This window comes from Streptomyces spororaveus, from assembly GCF_016755875.1.
GTDB lineage: Bacteria > Actinomycetota > Actinomycetes > Streptomycetales > Streptomycetaceae > Streptomyces > Streptomyces spororaveus.
Genome location: NZ_BNED01000005.1, coordinates 5815181 through 5833391, shown reverse-complemented (window position 1 = coordinate 5833391; position 18211 = coordinate 5815181). Strand labels below are relative to the sequence as shown.

General features: G+C 71.5%; 17 protein-coding genes and 1 pseudogene. 12 read left to right on the top strand and 6 right to left on the bottom strand.

Features of this window, described 5'->3' with window-relative positions; all coding sequences use genetic code 11:
* Positions 1 to 95 precede the first annotated feature (95 nt).
* Positions 96 to 521, bottom strand: a complete 426-nt coding sequence (locus Sspor_RS28760; protein WP_189736701.1) for a DUF3052 domain-containing protein — start codon at positions 519 to 521, stop codon at positions 96 to 98.
* A gap of 467 nt (positions 522 to 988) precedes the next feature.
* On the opposite strand from Sspor_RS28760, the gene aceE reads away from it, so the two are divergent.
* Both aceE and Sspor_RS28750 read left to right on the top strand, forming a co-directional pair.
* Positions 989 to 3721: a pyruvate dehydrogenase (acetyl-transferring), homodimeric type gene (gene aceE / locus Sspor_RS28755; RefSeq protein WP_202201702.1), complete on the top strand. Its 2733-nt coding sequence runs from the start codon at positions 989 to 991 to the stop codon at positions 3719 to 3721.
* 124 nt (positions 3722 to 3845) lie between these two features.
* A complete protein-coding gene (locus Sspor_RS28750; protein WP_202201701.1) occupies positions 3846 to 4739 on the top strand; it encodes a potassium channel family protein in 894 nt (297 codons plus the stop codon).
* On the opposite strand, the gene Sspor_RS28745 is transcribed toward Sspor_RS28750, so the two are convergent.
* Entirely contained in the window at positions 4720 to 5121 is a 402-nt protein-coding gene (locus Sspor_RS28745; RefSeq protein WP_202201700.1) for a peptidase inhibitor family I36 protein, read from the bottom strand. The genes Sspor_RS28750 and Sspor_RS28745 overlap by 20 nt on opposite strands.
* 384 nt (positions 5122 to 5505) lie before the next feature.
* Here Sspor_RS28745 and Sspor_RS28740 point away from each other — a divergent pair, with 384 nt between their 5' ends.
* From Sspor_RS28740 to Sspor_RS28730, 3 genes are all read left to right on the top strand, one after another.
* Complete coding sequence (locus tag Sspor_RS28740) at positions 5506 to 6171, top strand: TetR/AcrR family transcriptional regulator (protein WP_237404067.1); 666 nt, start codon at positions 5506 to 5508, stop codon at positions 6169 to 6171.
* A 219-nt stretch (positions 6172 to 6390) separates the two neighbouring features.
* Positions 6391 to 7542 carry an alpha/beta hydrolase gene (locus tag Sspor_RS28735; protein WP_372499818.1) on the top strand — a complete coding sequence of 384 codons (1152 nt, stop codon included), beginning with the start codon at positions 6391 to 6393 and terminating at the stop codon, positions 7540 to 7542.
* A 66-nt stretch (positions 7543 to 7608) separates the two neighbouring features.
* On the top strand, positions 7609 to 8469 hold the full coding sequence (locus Sspor_RS28730; RefSeq protein ID WP_202201699.1) for a DUF4429 domain-containing protein: 861 nt from the start codon (positions 7609 to 7611) through the stop codon (positions 8467 to 8469).
* Positions 8470 to 8496: 27 nt separating this feature from the next.
* Here Sspor_RS28730 and Sspor_RS28725 read toward each other — a convergent pair whose 3' ends face one another.
* Together Sspor_RS28725 and Sspor_RS28720 are read right to left on the bottom strand one after the other, a co-directional pair.
* Positions 8497 to 9519 carry an aldo/keto reductase gene (locus Sspor_RS28725; RefSeq protein ID WP_202201698.1) on the bottom strand — a complete coding sequence of 341 codons (1023 nt, stop codon included), beginning with the start codon at positions 9517 to 9519 and terminating at the stop codon, positions 8497 to 8499.
* Positions 9516 to 9914 carry a MerR family transcriptional regulator gene (locus tag Sspor_RS28720; protein ID WP_202201697.1) on the bottom strand — a complete coding sequence of 133 codons (399 nt, stop codon included), beginning with the start codon at positions 9912 to 9914 and terminating at the stop codon, positions 9516 to 9518. The genes Sspor_RS28725 and Sspor_RS28720 overlap by 4 nt, the downstream gene beginning before the upstream one ends.
* A gap of 78 nt (positions 9915 to 9992) precedes the next feature.
* Between Sspor_RS28720 and Sspor_RS28715 the strand changes: the two genes are divergently transcribed.
* Positions 9993 to 10811, top strand: a complete 819-nt coding sequence (locus tag Sspor_RS28715; protein WP_202203918.1) for a serine hydrolase domain-containing protein — start codon at positions 9993 to 9995, stop codon at positions 10809 to 10811.
* Here Sspor_RS28715 and Sspor_RS28710 read toward each other — a convergent pair.
* The gene (locus tag Sspor_RS28710; RefSeq protein WP_202201696.1) at positions 10808 to 11491 is read right to left on the bottom strand and encodes a pirin family protein; all 684 of its coding nucleotides are present in this window, start codon (positions 11489 to 11491) and stop codon (positions 10808 to 10810) included. The genes Sspor_RS28715 and Sspor_RS28710 overlap by 4 nt on opposite strands.
* A gap of 93 nt (positions 11492 to 11584) precedes the next feature.
* On the opposite strand from Sspor_RS28710, the gene Sspor_RS28705 reads away from it, so the two are divergent.
* From Sspor_RS28705 to Sspor_RS28685, 5 genes and pseudogenes are all read left to right on the top strand, one after another.
* Positions 11585 to 12802: a PucR family transcriptional regulator gene (locus tag Sspor_RS28705; protein WP_202201695.1), complete on the top strand. Its 1218-nt coding sequence runs from the start codon at positions 11585 to 11587 to the stop codon at positions 12800 to 12802.
* A gap of 89 nt (positions 12803 to 12891) precedes the next feature.
* Positions 12892 to 13809: an ACP S-malonyltransferase gene (locus tag Sspor_RS28700; RefSeq protein WP_202201694.1), complete on the top strand. Its 918-nt coding sequence runs from the start codon at positions 12892 to 12894 to the stop codon at positions 13807 to 13809.
* Between the two features lie 19 nt (positions 13810 to 13828).
* A complete protein-coding gene (locus tag Sspor_RS28695; RefSeq protein ID WP_033225975.1) occupies positions 13829 to 14833 on the top strand; it encodes a ketoacyl-ACP synthase III in 1005 nt (334 codons plus the stop codon).
* A 57-nt stretch (positions 14834 to 14890) separates the two neighbouring features.
* Positions 14891 to 15139: an acyl carrier protein gene (locus tag Sspor_RS28690; protein WP_052875529.1), complete on the top strand. Its 249-nt coding sequence runs from the start codon at positions 14891 to 14893 to the stop codon at positions 15137 to 15139.
* Between the two features lie 79 nt (positions 15140 to 15218).
* Positions 15219 to 16495 (top strand): annotated as a pseudogene (locus Sspor_RS28685) (beta-ketoacyl-[acyl-carrier-protein] synthase family protein).
* Between the two features lie 69 nt (positions 16496 to 16564).
* Here Sspor_RS28685 and Sspor_RS28680 read toward each other — a convergent pair.
* Positions 16565 to 17059, bottom strand: a complete 495-nt coding sequence (locus tag Sspor_RS28680; RefSeq protein ID WP_030160508.1) for a DUF3145 domain-containing protein — start codon at positions 17057 to 17059, stop codon at positions 16565 to 16567.
* Between the two features lie 249 nt (positions 17060 to 17308).
* Here Sspor_RS28680 and Sspor_RS28675 point away from each other — a divergent pair, with 249 nt between their 5' ends.
* The gene (locus Sspor_RS28675) at positions 17309 to 18208 is read left to right on the top strand and encodes an SGNH/GDSL hydrolase family protein (RefSeq protein ID WP_202201693.1); all 900 of its coding nucleotides are present in this window, start codon (positions 17309 to 17311) and stop codon (positions 18206 to 18208) included.
* Positions 18209 to 18211 lie beyond the last annotated feature (3 nt).

Sequence of the window (18211 nt, the reverse complement as noted above, 5' to 3'; positions counted from 1 at the left end):
TGGGTGCGGGCGGGGCGGGAACGCACACACCCCGCGGACCGGGATCACCTGGTCGGCGGGGTGTGGTTGCGTGTCCGCTCGGCTGCGGCTGCGGCTCAGCGCTTGGCCTTGGCCGCCTTGGGCGTCACCAGCTTGGTGGAGGTCCACTCCTTACCGACGGGCAGACCCTTGGCCAGGGAGAGGCCGGCCGTCTCGGCAGCCTCGCTGATGTCGCTGGCCTCGACGTAGCCGTCACGGCCCGTCTTGGGGGTCAGCAGCAGGATCAGTGCGCCGTCCTCGACCAGCTCTGTCGCGTCGACCAGGGCGTCCGTCAGGTCGCCGTCCTCGTCGCGGAACCACAACAGCACCGCGTCGGCGACGTCGTCGTAGTCCTCGTCGGCAAGCTCGCTGACGAGCTTCTCGACGGCGTCACGGAATTCCTGATCGACGTCCTCGTCGTAGCCGATCTCCTGGACCACCTGTTCGGACTGGAAACCCAGCCGGGCGGCCAGGCTCTCCGCGTGGTCCGCGGTCGCGCTCACGGGGTGCCTCCTGCTCATGTTCGGTGAATGTCTTCGGCGGCGCGCGTACGCGCAGCATTGGGCGTAGTCCACACGGGCGCGGCGGATCGCGCAAGTACCCGGCCGTCGAGACCGTCGAAACGGTGACGATTACGGCCGTCTCGCCGCAACTTTCAGCCTTCCCGTGTGCACCTCTCGTGATTCATCCCACACCATTCCAGCTCATTCGGCATCATCGTCGACGCTTGGGTCTTTCCTACCTGTTTGAGGGACGAACGGCCTTGCGAAGTCGGCGCCCGTCTTGGGCGTAAGGTGCGGTTTGGCCGGACTCGCAACGGATCCCCGCCGATCCTTCCCGCCCGGATTCCCTGCGGTTTCCAGGGATTACCGGGTGGTAAAGATGAAGATTTCGGCCCAGCGTAAGAGCATGGGAGGCGGCGCCCACAGGCATGCCTCCCGTACGAGTCCCCCGACAGCGAAGGAACAGCGTGGCTTCCGCATCCGATCGCAATCCGATCATCATTGGCGGCCTGCCGAGTCAGGTCCCGGACTTCGATCCGGAGGAGACGCAGGAGTGGCTCGACTCGCTCGACGCCGCGGTCGACGAGCGGGGGCGTGAGCGGGCCCGCTACCTGATGCTGCGGCTGATCGAGCGGGCCCGCGAGAAGCGCGTGGCCGTGCCGGAGATGCGCAGCACGGACTACGTCAACACGATCGCCACCCGGGACGAGCCGTTCTTCCCCGGCAACGAGGAGATCGAGCGCAAGGTCCTCAACGCCACCCGCTGGAACGCGGCCGTGATGGTCTCGCGCGCCCAGCGTCCCGGGATCGGCGTCGGCGGCCACATCGCCACGTTCGCCTCCTCCGCCTCCCTCTACGACGTGGGCTTCAACCACTTCTTCCGGGGCAAGGACGAGGGTGACGGCGGCGACCAGATCTTCTTCCAGGGCCACGCCTCCCCCGGTATCTACGCCCGCGCCTACCTCCTGGACCGGCTCACCGAGCAGCAGCTCGACTCCTTCCGCCAGGAGAAGTCGAAGGCCCCGTACGGCCTCTCCAGCTACCCGCACCCGCGGCTGATGCCGGACTTCTGGGAGTTCCCGACCGTCTCGATGGGCCTCGGTCCGCTCGGTGCGATCTACCAGGCGCGGATGAACCGGTACATGGAGGCGCGCGGCATCGCGGACACCTCCAAGTCCCACGTTTGGGCGTATCTCGGCGACGGCGAGATGGACGAGCCGGAGTCGCTGGGCCAGCTGTCGATCGCCGCCCGCGAGGGTCTGGACAACCTGACCTTCGTCGTCAACTGCAACCTCCAGCGCCTCGACGGCCCGGTGCGCGGCAACGGCAAGATCATCCAGGAGCTGGAGTCGATCTTCCGGGGCGCCGGCTGGAACGTCATCAAGCTGATCTGGGACCGCTCCTGGGACCCGCTGCTGGCCCAGGACCGCGACGGCATCCTGGTCAACAAGATGAACTCCACGCCCGACGGGCAGTTCCAGACGTACGCCACCGAGTCGGGCGCGTACATCCGCGAGCACTTCTTCGGCGGCGACCAGCGGCTGCGCGCGATGGTCGAGAACATGTCCGACCAGCAGATCCAGCACCTGGGCCGCGGCGGTCACGACCACAAGAAGGTCTACGCGGCGTACGCGGCGGCCAAGGCCCACAAGGGCCAGCCGACGGTGATCCTGGCCCAGACGGTCAAGGGCTGGACGCTCGGCCCGAACTTCGAGGGCCGCAACGCCACGCACCAGATGAAGAAGCTGACGGTCGACGACCTCAAGCGCTTCCGCGACCGCCTGCACATCCCGATCACGGACGCGCAGCTGGAGGGCGGGGCTCCGCCGTACTACCACCCGGGCCCGAAGTCCCCCGAGATCCAGTACATGCACGACCAGCGCAGCGCGCACGGCGGCTACGTTCCGACGCGTGTGGTGCGCGCCCAGCCGTTGCAGCTGCCGGACGACAAGACGTACGCGGCCGCCAAGAAGGGCTCCGGGCAGCAGTCGATCGCCACGACCATGGCCTTCGTCCGCATCCTGAAGGACCTGATGCGGGACAAGGAGATCGGCAAGCGCTTCGTGCTGATCGCGCCCGACGAGTACCGCACCTTCGGTATGGACGCGTTCTTCCCGAGCGCCAAGATCTACAACCCGCTGGGCCAGCAGTACGAGGCGGTCGACCGCGACCTGCTGCTCGCGTACAAGGAGTCCCCGACCGGCCAGATGCTGCACGACGGCATCTCGGAGGCGGGCTGCACGGCCTCGCTGATCGCCGCGGGTTCGGCGTACGCGACGCACGGCGAGCCGCTGATCCCGGTCTACGTCTTCTACTCGATGTTCGGTTTCCAGCGCACGGGTGACCAGTTCTGGCAGATGGCCGACCAGCTGGCACGCGGTTTCGTCCTCGGCGCGACCGCCGGGCGGACCACCCTCACGGGTGAGGGCCTCCAGCACGCCGACGGTCACTCCCAGCTGCTGGCCTCGACGAACCCGGGCTGCGTGGCGTACGACCCGGCCTACGGCTACGAGATCGCGCACATCGTCAAGGACGGTCTGCGCCGGATGTACGGCCCGGAGGCGGAGGACGTCTTCTACTACCTGACCGTGTACAACGAGCCGATCCAGCACCCGGCCGAGCCGGCGGACGTCGACGTGGACGGCATCCTGGGCGGCATCCACCGGGTGTCGCAGGGCACCGAGGGCACGATCGGGGCCCAGCTGATGGCCTCGGGCGTGGCGGTGCCGTGGGCGCTGGAGGCGCAGCGGATCCTGGCGGCCGACTGGGGCGTCCGGGCGGACGTGTGGTCGGCGACCTCCTGGAACGAGCTGCGCCGCGAGGCGGTCGAGGTCGAGGAGCACAACCTGCTCCACCCGGAGGAGGAGCAGCGCGTCCCGTACGTGACGCGGAAGCTGTCGGGTGCGGAGGGGCCGTTCGTGGCGGTCTCGGACTGGATGCGGGCGGTGCCGGACCAGATCTCGCGGTGGGTGCCCGGCGCGTACACCTCGCTGGGTGCGGACGGCTTCGGCTTCGCGGACACCCGCGGCGCCGCGCGGCGCTTCTTCCACATCGACGCGCAGTCGGTGGTCCTGGCCACGCTCACCGAGCTCGCCCGGGCGGGGAAGGTGGACCGTTCGGTGCTGAAGCAGGCGGTCGACCGGTACCAGCTGCTGGACGTGAGGGCCGCGGACCCGGGCGCGGCGGGCGGGGACGCGTAGCGCCTTCGGCGGGCCGGAGGGATCGCGGCGGGCCCGCCGGATCCGTGTGCGGGATCGTCGTGTGAACGGGTCCCGGCTTCGGCCGGGGCCCGTTCCCGTTTATGAGTTCTTTACGATGCTCGGCATGAAGGAACCCTCCCGCCAGCTGCTGTGGGAGCGGCGGAGCCAGACCCCGCTGCTCCTGCTCGCCGCGGCTTTCGCCGTGGCGTACGCCGTGCCCATCGTCGCCCCCGACGCGAGTGCGGGCACGCACCGGGCCTGCACCCACGTCGAATGGGTGGTGTGGGGGGCCTTCGCCGTCGACTACCTGGTCCGGCTGGCCCTCGCGGCGGACCGCAGGCACTTCGTCCGGACCCATTGGCTGGACCTGGCCGCCGTGGTGCTGCCGCTCGTGCAGCCGCTGCGCCTGCTGCGGCTGGTCGCCACTTTGATGCTGGTGGGCCGGCGGGCCCGGATGGCCCCGCAGATCCAGCTGACGACGTACGTGGCCGGGGCCGTCGTGGGGCTGCTGATGTTCGGCTCGCTGGCGGTGCTCAGCGTGGAGCGGGACGCCCCCGACGGGAACATCAAGAACCTGGGCGACGCCGTGTGGTGGTCCTTCACCACGATGACGACGGTCGGGTACGGGGACCACTCGCCCACCACCGGCCTCGGCCGGGTCCTGGCCGTCGGTCTGATGCTGTCCGGGATCGCCCTGCTCGGTGTGGTGACCGCCAACATCGCCGCGTGGTTCATCTCCCGCTTCGAGCGCGACGACCGGGCGGAGATGCTGCAGCTGGCGGCCATCCGGGAACTGCAGGCGGAGGTACGGGCGCTGCGCGGCGAGGTCGCCCGGCTGGGCGGCGCCCCGGCGCCGGCGCCGGCGCCGGCCCCGGCCCCCGCCCCGGCCCCGGCCCCGGCCACGAGCTCATCCGTGGCCGAGGCCGGAGCGGTGGTCGAGGACCGGGCCGCTGCCGCGGCCGCGGTGGACCTGCCGAACGCCCTGGCCCAGCGGGAAGCTACCTCTCCCACACCTTGAACGCCCGCACCTGGTAGGGCGACTGGGGCAGCCAGACCCCGTCGCCCGGGTAGGTCTGGAACTCGCCCGTCTCCGCGCACTCGGCCGACTGGTAGGTGGTCACCGGGCGCCCGGTGCGGTTGGTGAGCGACTGGGCGCTGGTCCCGGCCGGCAGCGCGGTGCAGCTGTTGATGTCCAGGGTGCTCAGCTCGTGCGTCCAGCGGGTGCCCTTGAACTCCGGTTTCGCCCACAGGCACAGCTGCCCGGTCGCGCAGGCCCCGAGGGCCGGCGGGCCCGCGGCGTGCGCCGTGGTGGCCGTACTCGGGATGAGGACGGTGAGGGCCAGGACGGTCGCGGCGAGGGTGGTCGTGGTGGTGGCGCGGGGGCTTCGACTCGTACGCATGACGGGTCAACTCCTTGTTGACGGCGGGCGTCCGGACGGTCTCCGGAGCTCCGTGGACACCACGTTGACCTGCGACGACAGGTCCGCGGAAGAGGGTGCGGGCGGGTCCACCCTGATAGGCGACCGCCCGGCCGGAATCCTCCGGCGAGGCCTTCGTCCCTACGGAGTTGACGCTTCCGGAAGCCTGCGGGCCGGTCCCGTCGGCGCCCCGGCCGGGGTGCGGGCCCGGGCGGTCCCGACCCGAACGTGTCAGGCAGGAGCGTTCTCGCGGGCAGGGGCGGGGGTCCTCGGACGGCACGTCGCAAACGGCTCAACGCAGCGGCCGCCACCCCTTCGGTCACCGGTACGCTGACCGCCCACTCGGCGTCAGAAAGGAGCCCCGCGGTGGTGATCGACGAGCGGTCGGCTACGGCCGCGCCGGCGACCGGACTGCGCGAGCGCAAGAAACGGCGCACCCGGAACGCGCTGCTGCGCGCCGCCCTCCTGCTGTTCCTCTCCCAGGGATACGAACGCACCACCGTCGACGAGATCACCGACGCCGTGCACGTGTCCCAGCGCACCTTCTTCCGCTACTTCGCCAACAAGGAGGAGGTCGTCTTCGCCCTCCAGGAGCTGGTCGAGTCGCGGTTCGTGGCCGAGCTGCACGCCCGGCCGGCCGCCGAGGGGCCCTTCGAGGCCATGCGGGGCGCGGCGCTCGCCGCCTGGGACAGCGTCGAGGTGGCCCTGTCCGAGGTGGTCCCGGTCGATCTCTACATGCGCAGCTACCGGCTGATCGAGTCCACCCCGGCCCTGCTCGCCGTGCACCTGCGGCGCTCCACCGAGCTGGAGGAGCGGATCTCCCGGCTGATCGGCGCCCGCGAGGGACTGGACGTGGACGCCGATCCGAGGCCGCGGGTCGCCGTCGCCGCGTTCTGCGGCGTGATGCGGGTCACGGGACGGCTCTGGGGGCGGGGCGAGGACACCAGCGTGGAGTCGATCCGGGGGCTGACGGAGACCTACCTCGACCGGATCGGCCCGGCCCTGACCTCCAGTTGGCGCGGTCCCGCGTAGCCGGAAGGCCGCCGCCGTCCGCTCCGCCGGCGCGCCGCGGGCTCCCCCGAGCGGGCCTCACGCGGTCCCACGGTCGGCCGTGAGTCCTGTCACCCGGCACCTCTGTGGCGTAAGACGTCTCATACGCTGGTCACAGTGAACCTGCCCGGCCTTGCCCACCCCACCGCCCTCGGCGCCGACCCGCGCCCTGCCGCGCTGCGCGCCCTGCTCGCGCTCGCGGTGGTCTTCATCATGCTGGCCACCACCGGCTGGACGGCCGTGCACCGGCCCGAGGAGGGCACCCCGATGCGGGTCGCCGCCCTCGGTGCCTGGGCCAAGGCCCGGATCGACGGCCGCCCGGTGCCGCCCGCGGACGCCCCGGCACGGACGGTGGCGCGTTTCTTCGCGAGCCTCGACGGTGCCCAGCGCGCCCGTCTCGCCGACGGCTACCCGCTCGTCGTGGGCAATCTCGACGGGGCCCCCGCCTCCCTCCGCTACCGGGCCAACCTGCGGGGCCTGGAGCTGGCCCGCCAGGTCGAGGAGACGCGCAGCCGCGATGTCGCGCTGACCCCCGCCGACCGGTCCACGGCCACCCGGCGCTCTCACCGCTTCGCCTCCCTCGCCGACCCGGCCCGGCAGATCTTCGCCTTCGACCCGACCGGCAACGGCCGCGTGGCCGAGGTCTTCGGTGACCTCACCGGGGCCGAGCGCGTCTCGGTGATCGTCCCCGGGGTCGACACCGACGTACTCACCTTCGAGCGGACCCAGCGCCGTCTGACCTCCCCGGTCGGCATGGCCGAGTCGCTCTACGCGGCCCAGCGCGCGGCCCAGCCGGACAGCCGGACCGCGGTCATCGCCTGGGCCGGCTACACCGCCCCCACCGGGGTCGGCGTGGACGCCGCCACGGGCCGTATGGCCTTCGACGGCGCCGTCCTGCTGAAGTCCCTGACCGCGGCCCTGCCCGGGAACGCGAGCGTGGCGCTGTTCTGCCACAGCTACGGGTCGGTGGTCTGCGGGGTCGCGGCGCACGAGCTGCCGCGCCGGGTGACCGACGTGGTGGTGGCGGGCAGCCCCGGGATGCGCGCGGAGAACGTCGCCGGACTGCACACCTCGGCGCGGGTCTGGGCGACGCGTGACGAGGGCGACTGGATCGCGGACGTACCGCACCTGGAGGTCGGCGGGCTGGGTCACGGCGCCGATCCGGTGTCCCCGGCGTTCGGCGCGCGGCTGCTGTCCTCGGCCCGGGCCAAGAGTCACACCGGCTATTTCGCGCCAGGTACGGACTCGATGGACAACTTCGCCAGGATCGGAACCGGCGCGTTCTCTTCCGTTGTCTGCGCGACCGGGAACGATGCCTGCCGGCGAGGGATTTCCGGGACAGAGCAGGACTGACGCGCGTAGAGGCGCGGAAATCGGTCCTCGCAACCGGGGGGACGCGCGGGGGCGCCGCCGTTTACGATGTGCCGCATGGGTGACGTACTGGCCGGAAACCATGCCGTCTGGGAGTTCGACTCGGACTCGGTGCTCATCCGCTTCGCACGGGGGATCAGAACGCCGAGGCTGCCGAGACTCTGGCATGCCCTGGGCTCACGCCGGATTCCTCTCGAAGCGGTGTCCGCCGTGACAGTGACCGTGACCGGAGGCAAACGGGACACGGTGGTTCTGCGTGCCGTCCCGCGGCCGGGCGCGGATCCGCTGATGGAGGCTGCCGCCGGGCAGCTCAAGGAGGCCTGCGACCCGTACCGGCTGGTGCTGCCGGGCGACCGGGCGCCGGCCGCCGCCGCCTTCGCCGAGGAGCTGCGGTCCCGGCTCGGACCGGATGCCGCGGAACCGTCCGCGCGCTTCCTCGTCGACGTGCCGCAGCCGCCGCTGCACCTGAAGGCGTACGACGCCCGGGTGGGCTTCGACGGCTCGGCGGTCACCTTCCAGTGGTCCCGTACCGGCGCCTCCACCAGCAAGTGGAAGGCGGGCGACCAGCGCTTCCCGCTGGCCGCGCTCACCGGCGTCGAGTGGTGCTCCCCGGAGGGCCCCGGCGGGCACCTGCGGCTGCTGCAGCGGGACACCACCGGTGATCCCCGCCCGGACCACGACCTGGCGGCGGCCGTCTTCGGCACGGGCTACGGAGCGGTGCACGAGTCGCTGCCGTTCGCCGCGGCCGTCCTGGCCGCCCTGCGCGCGCGTACCCCGGTCGCCGCCGTGCCGCGGGCCCGCTCCGGCGACGACCGGCTGCGGCACCTGAGCGAGCTGCACACGGCGGGGCTGCTCACCGACGCGGAGTACGCGGCGCTGCGGGACCGGTTCGCCGCCGAGTCCCTCTAAGGGGGCGCGGAGGGCCCGGAGGGCGGCTCAGCCCTCGCGGGCCACCGAGGTGGAGCTCATGTCCGGGTAGCGGTCGCCGGCGACCTGCGCGGCGATCGGCTCCAGCAGGTCCAGCTCGGCCCGCGTGAGGGTGATCCGGGTCGCCTCGGTGTTCTCGCGCAGCCGCGCGGCCTTGCGGGTGCCCGGGATCGGGACCACGGTCAGCCCGTGCACGGCCGCCCGCTGCTGCACCCAGGCCAGGGCGATCTGCGCCGGGCTGGCCCCGCGCTCGCCCGCGATCTCCCGGACGGGGGTCAGCAGCGCCGCGTTGGCCTTCGCGTTGTCGCCGTTGAACCGCGGCTGGTGACGCCGGAAGTCGTCCTGCGACAGCTCCGCGGACGCGTCGGCGAAGGAGCCGGTCAGGAAGCCGCGGCCGAGCGGGGAGTACGCGGCGATCGCCACCCCGAGCTCCGCCGCCGCGCCCACCGCGCTGCGCTCCACGTCCCGGCTGAACAGCGACCACTCCGACTGGAGCGCCGCGATCGGGTGCACGGCGTACGCCTCGCGCAGCTCCGCTCCGGTGACCTCGCTGAGGCCGAGGTGACGCACCTTGCCCTCGCGCACCAGTTCCGCCATGGCGCCGACCGACTCGGCGAAGGGCACGGCCGGGTCGCGCCGGTGCATGTAGTACAGGTCGATGACGTCCACGCCGAGCCGGCGCAGGCTGGCCTCCACGGACGCGCGGACGTAGTCGCGGTCGTTGCGGACACCCCGGTAGTGCGGGTCGTCGGTGCGCTCCATGGCGAACTTGGTCGCCAGCGTGATCTCGTCCCGGTGCGCGGCCACGAAGGGCGCCAGGAACTCCTCGTTGCGGCCCCGCCCGTAGACGTCCGCGGTGTCGAAGAGGGTGACCCCGGCGGCCAGTGCCGCCTCAAGGGTCTCCCGGGCCGCCGCCTCGTCGGTGTCGCCGTAGAACTCGCTCATGCCCATGCAGCCGAGCCCCTGGACGCCGACCAGCGGGCCGCCCTTGCCGAGCTCGACCTGTTCGAGGGTGGTGCCGTGCTCCGTCATTGCTGTGCCTTCCCCGAGACCGTTTTCATGGCATACATATCGATCTTGTAATCCAGTACGGCGAGTGCGTCCGTGAGCTCCGTGATCCGCGAGCGCACCTCTCGGCGCGTGCGTTCCAGCAGCTCCCGGCGCTCCCCGACCGTGTGCTCGCCCTCGCGGACCAGCTCGGCGTACCGCACCATGTCTGCCACCGACATCCCCGTGGCCCGCAGCTTGCCCACGAAGGCAAGCCAGTCGAGATCCTTGTCGGTGAAGCGCCGCTGGCCCGAGTGGGACCGGTCCACGTGCGGCATCAGGCCGATCCGCTCGTACCAGCGCAGGGTGTGCTGGGTCAGACCGGTCCGGGCCTCGACCTCGCTGATCGTGTACCGGGTCTGCGTCAGGCTCTGGCTCATGGCTCCACGCTAAAACCCTTGAGTGCACTCCAAGCAAGTAGGCTCGGCGGCATGGACAGCGTGGAGGCCGGGAACGGCATGGAAAGCCTGCGGATCATCGAGACCTGGCCGGTGCCGGCCGCCGCGGCGGCCGTCGTACGGGCCGACGGGAGCCTGGCCGGCTCCCACGGGCCCGTCGACCACCGGTTCGCCCTGGCATCGGTCACCAAGCCGCTCGCCGCGTACGCCGCCCTCGTCGCGTACGAGGAAGGGGCGATCGAGCTGGACGAGCCGGCCGGGCCCGAGGGGTCCACGGTCCGTCACCTGCTCGCGCACACCAGCGGCCTGGCCTTCGACGAGCACCGGGTGTCGGCCCCGCCCGGGCAGCGCCGGCTGTACTCGAACGCCGGTTTCGAGGAGCTCGGCGACCACATCGCCAAGGCCACCGGCATCCCCTTCGCGGAGTACCTGCACCAGGCGGTCTTCGAACCGCTGGGCATGGAGCGGACCACCCTGGAGGGCTCGCCCGCCAAGGACGGCGTCTCGACCGTCTCCGACCTGCTGCGGTTCGCCGCCGAGCTGCAGGCGCCGCGGCTGCTGGACGTCCGTACGGTCGCCGAGGCCACCTCCGTCGTGCACCCCGGGCTCAAGGGCGTCCTGCCGGGCTACGGGCACCAGTCCCCCAACGACTGGGGCCTCGGCCTGGAGATCCGCGGCCACAAGTCCCCGCACTGGACGGGCGCCTCCTCCTCGCCGCGCACCTTCGGCCACTTCGGCCAGGCAGGCACCTTCCTGTGGGTGGACCCGGACGCGCGCGCCGCGTGCGTGGCGCTGACGGACCGGCCCTTCGGCCCGTGGGCCGCCGAGGCCTGGACCCCGTTCACCGACGCGGTACTGGCCGAGCTCCGCTCCCGCTAGGGGGCCGGGGCAGCCGGGGCCGCCTCGGCGGCGAACTCCCAGATCAGCAGCTCCCCCGGGGATCCGGCGACGACCTCGAGGTCCCGCTCGGCGGTGATCCGTACCGCGTCCCCGGGGCCCAGCTCCGCCCCGTCCAGGCGCAGGTCCCCGCGCACCACGTGCAGGTACACCCGGTCCGCGGCGGGTACGGCGACGCGCTCGCCCGCGCCGGGCCGCCGCACGTGCAGTACGGCGCCGGCCGCGGGGACCTCGTAGGGCGCGGCGTCGGCGATCTCCCGGACGACCCCGTACGAGGGCTCGCCGCCCGCGGCGAGGGGGGCGAGCCACATCTGCACGAAGCGCAGCCGCCCGGTGCCGTCGTTGCGCTCCACGTGCCGCGCCCCTGATCCGGCGCTGAGCCGCTGGACGTCCCCGGCCCGCACCACGCTCTTCTCGCCGGTGCTGTCCTGGTGGGTGAGTTCGCCCTCGATCACCCAGGTCACGATCTCCGTGTGGCTGTGCGGGTGCTCGTCGAAGCCGGCGCCCGGCGCGAGGGTCTCCTCGTTGCAGGCCAGGACCGGGCCGAAGCGCAGATTGTCCGGGTCGTAGAAAGAGCCGAAGGAGAAGGCGTGCCGGGTGGTGATCCCGGTGGCCGGGTCCCCGCCCTCGTACCGGTCGGCGCCGGGGCGAACATCAATCATGGACGCCACGGTAGACCCCGCCGGTGGCCGGGGCGCGGGGCCGCGGTCGGGACCGGACTCCGCGTACCCGTCCCGATAAGGCAGTCTTGTCACGTGTCCCAACCCGAACGTGAGCATTCGCCCGCCCCACATGCCGCGCATCCCGCCCCCGCCCATCCGCACACCGCGACGCTCCGCCGACTGGAGAAGTCCGCGGGGCGGCTGGCCGCCAACGCGATCGCGCGCATGGACGAGACCCTGCCGTGGTATCGGGCCATGCCGCCCGAGAACCGGTCCTGGATCGGCCTGGTCGCCCAGGCCGGTATCGCCGCGTTCACGGAGTGGTTCAGGCACCCGGAGACCCCGCAGGCCATCTCCACCGACGTCTTCGGGACGGCTCCGCGCGAGCTGACGCGGGCCATCACCCTGCGGCAGACCGTCGAGATGGTCCGCACCACGATCGAGGTCATGGAGACCGCGATCGAGGAGGTGGCGGCCCCGGGCGACGAGTCGATCCTGCGCGAGGCGCTGCTGGTGTACGCCCGGGAGATCGCCTTCGCGACCGCCCAGGTGTACGCGCAGGCCGCCGAGGCGCGCGGGGCCTGGGACGCCCGGCTGGAGTCCCTGGTCGTCAACGCGGTGCTGTCCGGCGAGGCGGACGAGGGTGCGCTGTCGCGGGCTGCGGCGCTGGGCTGGAACTCGCCCGAGCACGTGTGCGTGGTGCTCGGCACGGCGCCGGAGGGCGACAGCGAGCTGACGGTCGAGGCGATCCGGCGCGCGGCCAGGCACCACAAGCTCCAGGTCCTCACGGGTGTGCTCGGGGACCGGCTGGTCGTCATCGCGGGCGGCAGCGACAACCCGATCCAGGTGGCCAAGTCGCTGATCGGTCCGTTCGCGGCGGGTCCGGTGGTGGCCGGACCGGTGGTGTCCGACCTGCTGAACGCGACGAAGTCGGCGCAGGCCGCGGCGGCCGGGCTGAAAGCGTGCACGGCCTGGCAGGATGCCCCTCGGCCGGTCCTGGCGGACGATCTCCTGCCGGAACGGGCCATCGCCTCCGATCCCGCCGCCAGGGATCAGCTGGTGGAGGAGATCTACAGACCACTGGAGGAGGCGGGGTCCGCACTGCTGGAGACCCTGAGCGTCTACCTGGAGCAGGCGAGCAGCCTGGAAGGGGCGGCGCGGATGCTGTTCGTGCACCCCAACACGGTGCGCTACCGGCTGCGACGTGTGACCGACGTCACCGGATGGTCTCCTTCTGATGTCCGCTCGGCGTTCACGCTGCGAATCGCCCTGATTCTCGGGCGTCTGGCCGACGGCGACCCCCAGTCCTAGACTTTTGTCGGACATCAACAATTACCCCGACGGTTCTTGGTCCCTGTCCCCACGGGCGGCAGGGACCATCCACAAGAGAGAGTGTGAGGGTGCTCGTACTCGTCGCTCCCGGCCAAGGCGCTCAGACGCCCGGCTTCTTGACTCCCTGGCTCGAACTTCCCGGTGCCGCTGACCGCGTCGCCGCGTGGTCGGACGCCATCGGGCTGGACCTCGCCCACTACGGCACCGCCGCAGACGCCGACGAGATCCGCGACACGGCCGTGGCCCAGCCCCTGCTGGTCGCCGCGGGTCTGCTGTCCGCGTCCGCGCTCGGTTCCCCGGCCGCCTTCGGCGCCGTCGCGGGCCACAGCGTCGGTGAGATCACCGCCGCCGCCTACGCCGGCGTGCTGTCGGAGGCCGACGCGCTGTCGTTCGTCCGGACCCGCGGTCTGGGCATGGCCGAGGCGGCCGCCGTCACCGAGACCGGCATGGCCGCGGTCCTCGGCGGTGACCGTGACGTGGTCGTCGCACACCTGGAGAAGCTGGGTCTGACGCCCGCCAACATCAACGGCGCGGGCCAGATCGTGGCCGCCGGCACGATGGAGCAGATCGCCGCTCTGGAGGCCGACAAGCCCGAAGGCTCCATGAAGGTCGTCGCCCTCAAGGTCGCGGGCGCGTTCCACACGCACCACATGGCCCCCGCGGTCGCCACGCTGGAGAAGGCCGCCGAGGCCCTCACCCCGGCGGACCCGGCGCTGAAGTACGTCTCGAACAAGGACGGCCTCGTCGTCACCACGGGCGCCGACGTCGTCGCCCGCCTGGTCGGCCAGGTCGCCAACCCGGTCCGCTGGGACCTGTGCATGGAGACGTTCGCCGAGCTGGGCGTCACGGGAATCATCGAGCTCTGCCCCGGTGGCACCCTGACGGGTCTGGCCAAGCGCGCGCTGAAGGGCGTACCGAGCGTGGGTCTGAAGACCCCGGACGATCTCGACAAGGCCGCGGCGCTCATCGCCGAACTGACGGCCTGAGAGAAGGAGCCCACACAGCATGTCCAAGATCAAGCCGGCCAAGGGCTCCCCTTACGCCCGCATCCTCGGTGTCGGCGGCTACCGCCCGACCCGTGTGGTGCCCAACGAGGTCATCCTCGAGACCATCGACTCGTCCGACGAGTGGATCCGTTCCCGCTCCGGCATCGCGACCCGGCACTGGGCCTCGCCCCAGGAGACCGTCGCCGCGATGTCGGTGGAGGCCTCGGGGAAGGCGCTGGCCGACGCCGGTGTCGCCCCGGAGCAGATCGGTGCCGTGATCGTCTCGACGGTCTCGCACTTCAAGCAGACTCCGGCCGTCGCGACCGAGATCGCGCACCGGATCGGGGCGGGCAAGCCCGCCGCCTTCGACATCTCCGCCGGCTGTGCCGGTTTCGGCTACGGCCTGACCCTGGCCAAGGGTCTGGTGGTGGAAGGTTCCGCCGAGTACGTGCTGGTCATCGGCGTGGAGCGGCTCTCGGACCTGACCGACCTGGAGGACCGCGCGACGGCCTTCCTGTTCGGTGACGGCGCCGGCGCCGTGATCGTCGGTCCCTCGGACGAGCCGGCCATCGGCCCCACGGTGTGGGGTTCGGAGGGCGACAAGTCCGAGACGATCAAGCAGACCGTGCCGTGGGACGAGTACCTCGGCAAGGACGGCGGCGAGAAGTTTCCGGCCATCACGCAGGAGGGTCAGGCGGTCTTCCGCTGGGCCGTCTTCGAGATGGCCAAGGTGGCCCAGCAGGCGCTCGACGCCGCCGGGATCACCGCGGATGACCTGGACGTCTTCATTCCGCACCAGGCGAACATGCGGATCATCGACTCGATGGTGAAGACTCTGAAGCTGCCGGAGCACGTCACGGTCGCCCGTGACGTGGAGACCACCGGCAACACCTCGGCCGCCTCGATCCCGCTCGCCATGGAGCGGCTCCTGGCGACCGGAGCGGCGAAGAGCGGCGACACCGCGCTCGTCATCGGCTTCGGGGCGGGACTCGTCTACGCCGCGACGGTCGTTACCCTCCCCTAGGGCCGGGATCCACATCCCGCCCTGTTCCACCCCAGTTAGCTAGAGAAGGAGCGCCACATGGCCGCCACGCAGGAAGAGATCGTCGAGGGTCTCGCGGAGATCGTCAACGAGATCGCCGGTATCCCCACCGAGGACGTCGAGATCGGCAAGTCCTTCACCGACGACCTGGATGTCGACTCGCTCTCCATGGTCGAGGTCGTCGTCGCCGCCGAAGAGCGCTTCGACGTCAAGATCCCGGACGAGGACGTCAAGAACCTCAAGACGGTCGGCGACGCCGCTGACTACATCCTGAAGCACCAGGCCTGAGCCTGACGAGCGTTTGTCGCCACCTGGCGGTGGCGCCGTGACAATTCAGCACCCCCTGAGACGTGGAGAAAGAATTCCTGTGAGCCCGACCAATCGCACCGTGGTCGTCACCGGTATCGGCGCAACCACTCCGCTGGGTGGCGACAGCGCTTCGACCTGGGAAGGTCTGCTTGCCGGCCGTTCCGGCGTCAAGCCCCTGGAGGGCGAGCGCTTCGCCGAACTCCCGGTACGCATCGCCGCTCGGGCCGCCGTCGACCCGAGTGAGGTCCTGCCCCGGCCGCTGGCCCGCAAGCTGGACCGCTCGGCGCAGTTCGCCATCATCGCGGCCCGCGAGGCGTGGGCCGACGCCGGTTACACCACTCCGGCCGGCGAAGAGACGGACGAGGGCGCCTTCATCGCTCCCGAGCGTCTGGGCACCGTGATCGCCTCCGGCATCGGCGGTGTCACCACCCTGCTCGACCAGTACGACGTCCTGAAGGACAAGGGTGTGCGCCGGGTCTCCCCGCACACCGTCCCCATGCTCATGCCGAACGGCCCCTCCGCCAACGTCGGCCTGGAGGTCAACGCCCAGGCGGGCGTGCACACTCCGGTCAGCGCCTGCGCGTCCGGTGCCGAGGCCATCGGCTACGCCGTCGAGATGATCCGTTCCGGCCGTGCCGACGTGGTCGTCGCGGGCGGCACCGAGGCGGCGATCCACCCGCTGCCGATCGCCGCGTTCGCCAACATGATGGCGATGTCCAAGAACAACGAGAACCCCGAGCAGGCTTCCCGTCCGTACGACAAGGCCCGTGACGGCTTCGTACTGGGCGAGGGCGCGGGCGTCGTCGTCCTGGAGTCCGCCGAGCACGCCGCCGCGCGCGGCGCCCGGGTCTACTGCGAGGTGCTGGGCCAGGGTCTGTCCGCGGACAGCCACCACATCGCGCAGCCCGAGCCGACCGGCCGCGGTGTCGCCGCCGCCGTGCAGAACCTGCTCGACAACACGGGTCTCGACCCGGCCGAGCTGGTCCACCTGAACGCGCACGCCCGTCGACCCCGCAGGGTGACACGGCCGAGCTGAAGGCCCTGCGCAAGGTCCTGGGCGACGACCTCGACCACATCGCGATCTCCGCGACCAAGTCGATGACGGGTCACCTGCTGGGCGGCGCGGGCGGTATCGAGACCGTCGCGACCGTGCTGGCGCTGTACAACCGGCTGGCCCCGCCGACGATCAACATCGACGACCTCGACGAGGACATCGACGCGGACATCGTCGTCGGCGAGCCGCGCAAGCTGCCGGCCGACGGCCCGATCTCCGCGATCAACAACTCCTTCGGTTTCGGCGGACACAACGTGACCCTGGCTTTCCGCACGGTCTAGTACCCGCGCAGGACACGCGAAAGGCCCACCCGGTGAATCCGGGTGGGCCTTTCGCGTGTCCGCCGGGGCTCAGACCACCTGGTGGAGCCAGCGGACGGGAGCGCCCTCGCCCGCGTAGCGGAAGGGCTCCAGTTCGTCGTCCCACGGCTTGCCGAGCAGTTTGGCGATCTCCGCCTCCAGGTCGGTCTCGCCGCGTGCGGAACGGGCGAGAGCGGCGCGCAGCCGGTCCTCCGGGATCAGGATGTCGCCGTGCATGCCGGTGACGGCGTGGAAGATGCCGAGCTCCGGGGTGGAGCTGTAGCGCTCGCCCTCGGCGGTCGGGCACGGTTCCGCGGTCACCTCGAAGCGCAGCAGGTGCCAGCCGCGCAGCGCGGAGGCGAGTTTCGAGGCGGTGCCCGCTTCGGCCTGCCAGGAGAACTCGGCTCTCCAGGTGCCCGGGGAGGCGGGCTGTCTGATCCAGTCGAGGTTCACCCGCACCCCGAGCACGCCCGCAACAGCCCATTCCACGTGCGGGCAGAGCGCGCGCGGTGCGGAATGCACGTACAGAACTCCACGTGTCGTCACCGGGACCTCCAGTGTGGGACGAGGTCGGGAATAAACTCCAGAAAACGGACAGTATGTGACGTGATGTAATGTAACGGAAATTATTTGACATTGCGCTACGGAACCTGCGGCCGAAACGCCACGGGAAAAAGCTGCCGTGCGCCAGGGGTCATGGTGTGACGTACGGTCGCTCCAAGACCCGTAAGCGCAGAGCTTTCACTCAGCAGGACCCCCCGAACGATGCGGGGGCGACAAGGAGGGGCCCTTCCCATGCGCACCACCGCTCCACGCCGCCGCGCGCGCCGGTCTCTCGCGGGCGCGGGCGCGGCGGTCGTGCTGCTGGCCGGGGCGGCGACCGGCTGCGACTCGGGCGGGTCGGGCGAGCAGGGCGGGGAGCGGGGAGCGCAGAGCGCGCCGCGCTGGAACACGGCGCCCACCTCGATCGCGGCCGTCGGCGACTCCATCACGCGCGGGTTCGACGCCTGTTCGGTATTGGCCGACTGCCCGGAGGTCTCCTGGGCCACCGGGAACGACCCGGCGGTCCGCTCCCTGGCCGCCCGGCTGCTGGGGGACGCCCAGGCACCCGACCGCAGCTGGAACTACGCGGTGACCGGCTCGCGGATGGCGGACCTGCCGGCCCAGCTGGCCGGGGCCGCCGCGCACAAGCCCGACCTGGTCACGGTGATGGTGGGCTCGAACGATGCCTGCCGGCCCACGGCTTCGTCGATGACCCCGGTGGCGGATTTCCGGGCCGGGTTCGAGAAGGCGATGGCGGACCTGCGGGCCGCCTCCCCCGCCTCCCAGGTGTACGTCTCCAGCGTGCCGGACCTGCAACGGCTGTGGGAGCAGGGCAAGGACCTGCCGATGGTGCGGCAGGTCTGGAAGCTGGGGATCTGTCAGTCCATGCTCGCCGATCCGCTGTCGGCGGCCACGCGGGCGACGTCCCGGCGCGAGCAGGTGCGGGCGCGGGTGGTGGAGTACAACGAGGTGCTGCGCGAGGTCTGCGCGAAGGACGCGCTGTGCCGCTACGACGGCGGCGCGGTGTTCCAGTACCCCTTCGCGGCGGATCAGTTGAGCCGCTGGGACTGGTTCCATCCGGGCAAGGACGGGCAGGCGCGGCTCGCGGAACTGGCGCACCGCCAGGTGACGGCGGCCGAACCGCCGCGTTGACGC

Coding starts and splice junctions, on each gene's coding strand:
- Sspor_RS28725 (WP_202201698.1), bottom strand. CDS start 9,519: ATGACGGAGCACGGCACCACCCTCGAACAGGTCGAGCTCGGCAAGGGC.
- Sspor_RS28690 (WP_052875529.1), top strand. CDS start 14,891: ATGGCCGCCACGCAGGAAGAGATCGTCGAGGGTCTCGCGGAGATCGTC.
- Sspor_RS28750 (WP_202201701.1), top strand. CDS start 3,846: ATGAAGGAACCCTCCCGCCAGCTGCTGTGGGAGCGGCGGAGCCAGACC.
- Sspor_RS28730 (WP_202201699.1), top strand. CDS start 7,609: ATGTGCCGCATGGGTGACGTACTGGCCGGAAACCATGCCGTCTGGGAG.
- Sspor_RS28745 (WP_202201700.1), bottom strand. CDS start 5,121: ATGCGTACGAGTCGAAGCCCCCGCGCCACCACCACGACCACCCTCGCC.
- Sspor_RS28715 (WP_202203918.1), top strand. CDS start 9,993: ATGGAAAGCCTGCGGATCATCGAGACCTGGCCGGTGCCGGCCGCCGCG.
- Sspor_RS28720 (WP_202201697.1), bottom strand. CDS start 9,914: ATGAGCCAGAGCCTGACGCAGACCCGGTACACGATCAGCGAGGTCGAG.
- Sspor_RS28710 (WP_202201696.1), bottom strand. CDS start 11,491: ATGATTGATGTTCGCCCCGGCGCCGACCGGTACGAGGGCGGGGACCCG.
- Sspor_RS28675 (WP_202201693.1), top strand. CDS start 17,309: ATGCGCACCACCGCTCCACGCCGCCGCGCGCGCCGGTCTCTCGCGGGC.
- Sspor_RS28695 (WP_033225975.1), top strand. CDS start 13,829: ATGTCCAAGATCAAGCCGGCCAAGGGCTCCCCTTACGCCCGCATCCTC.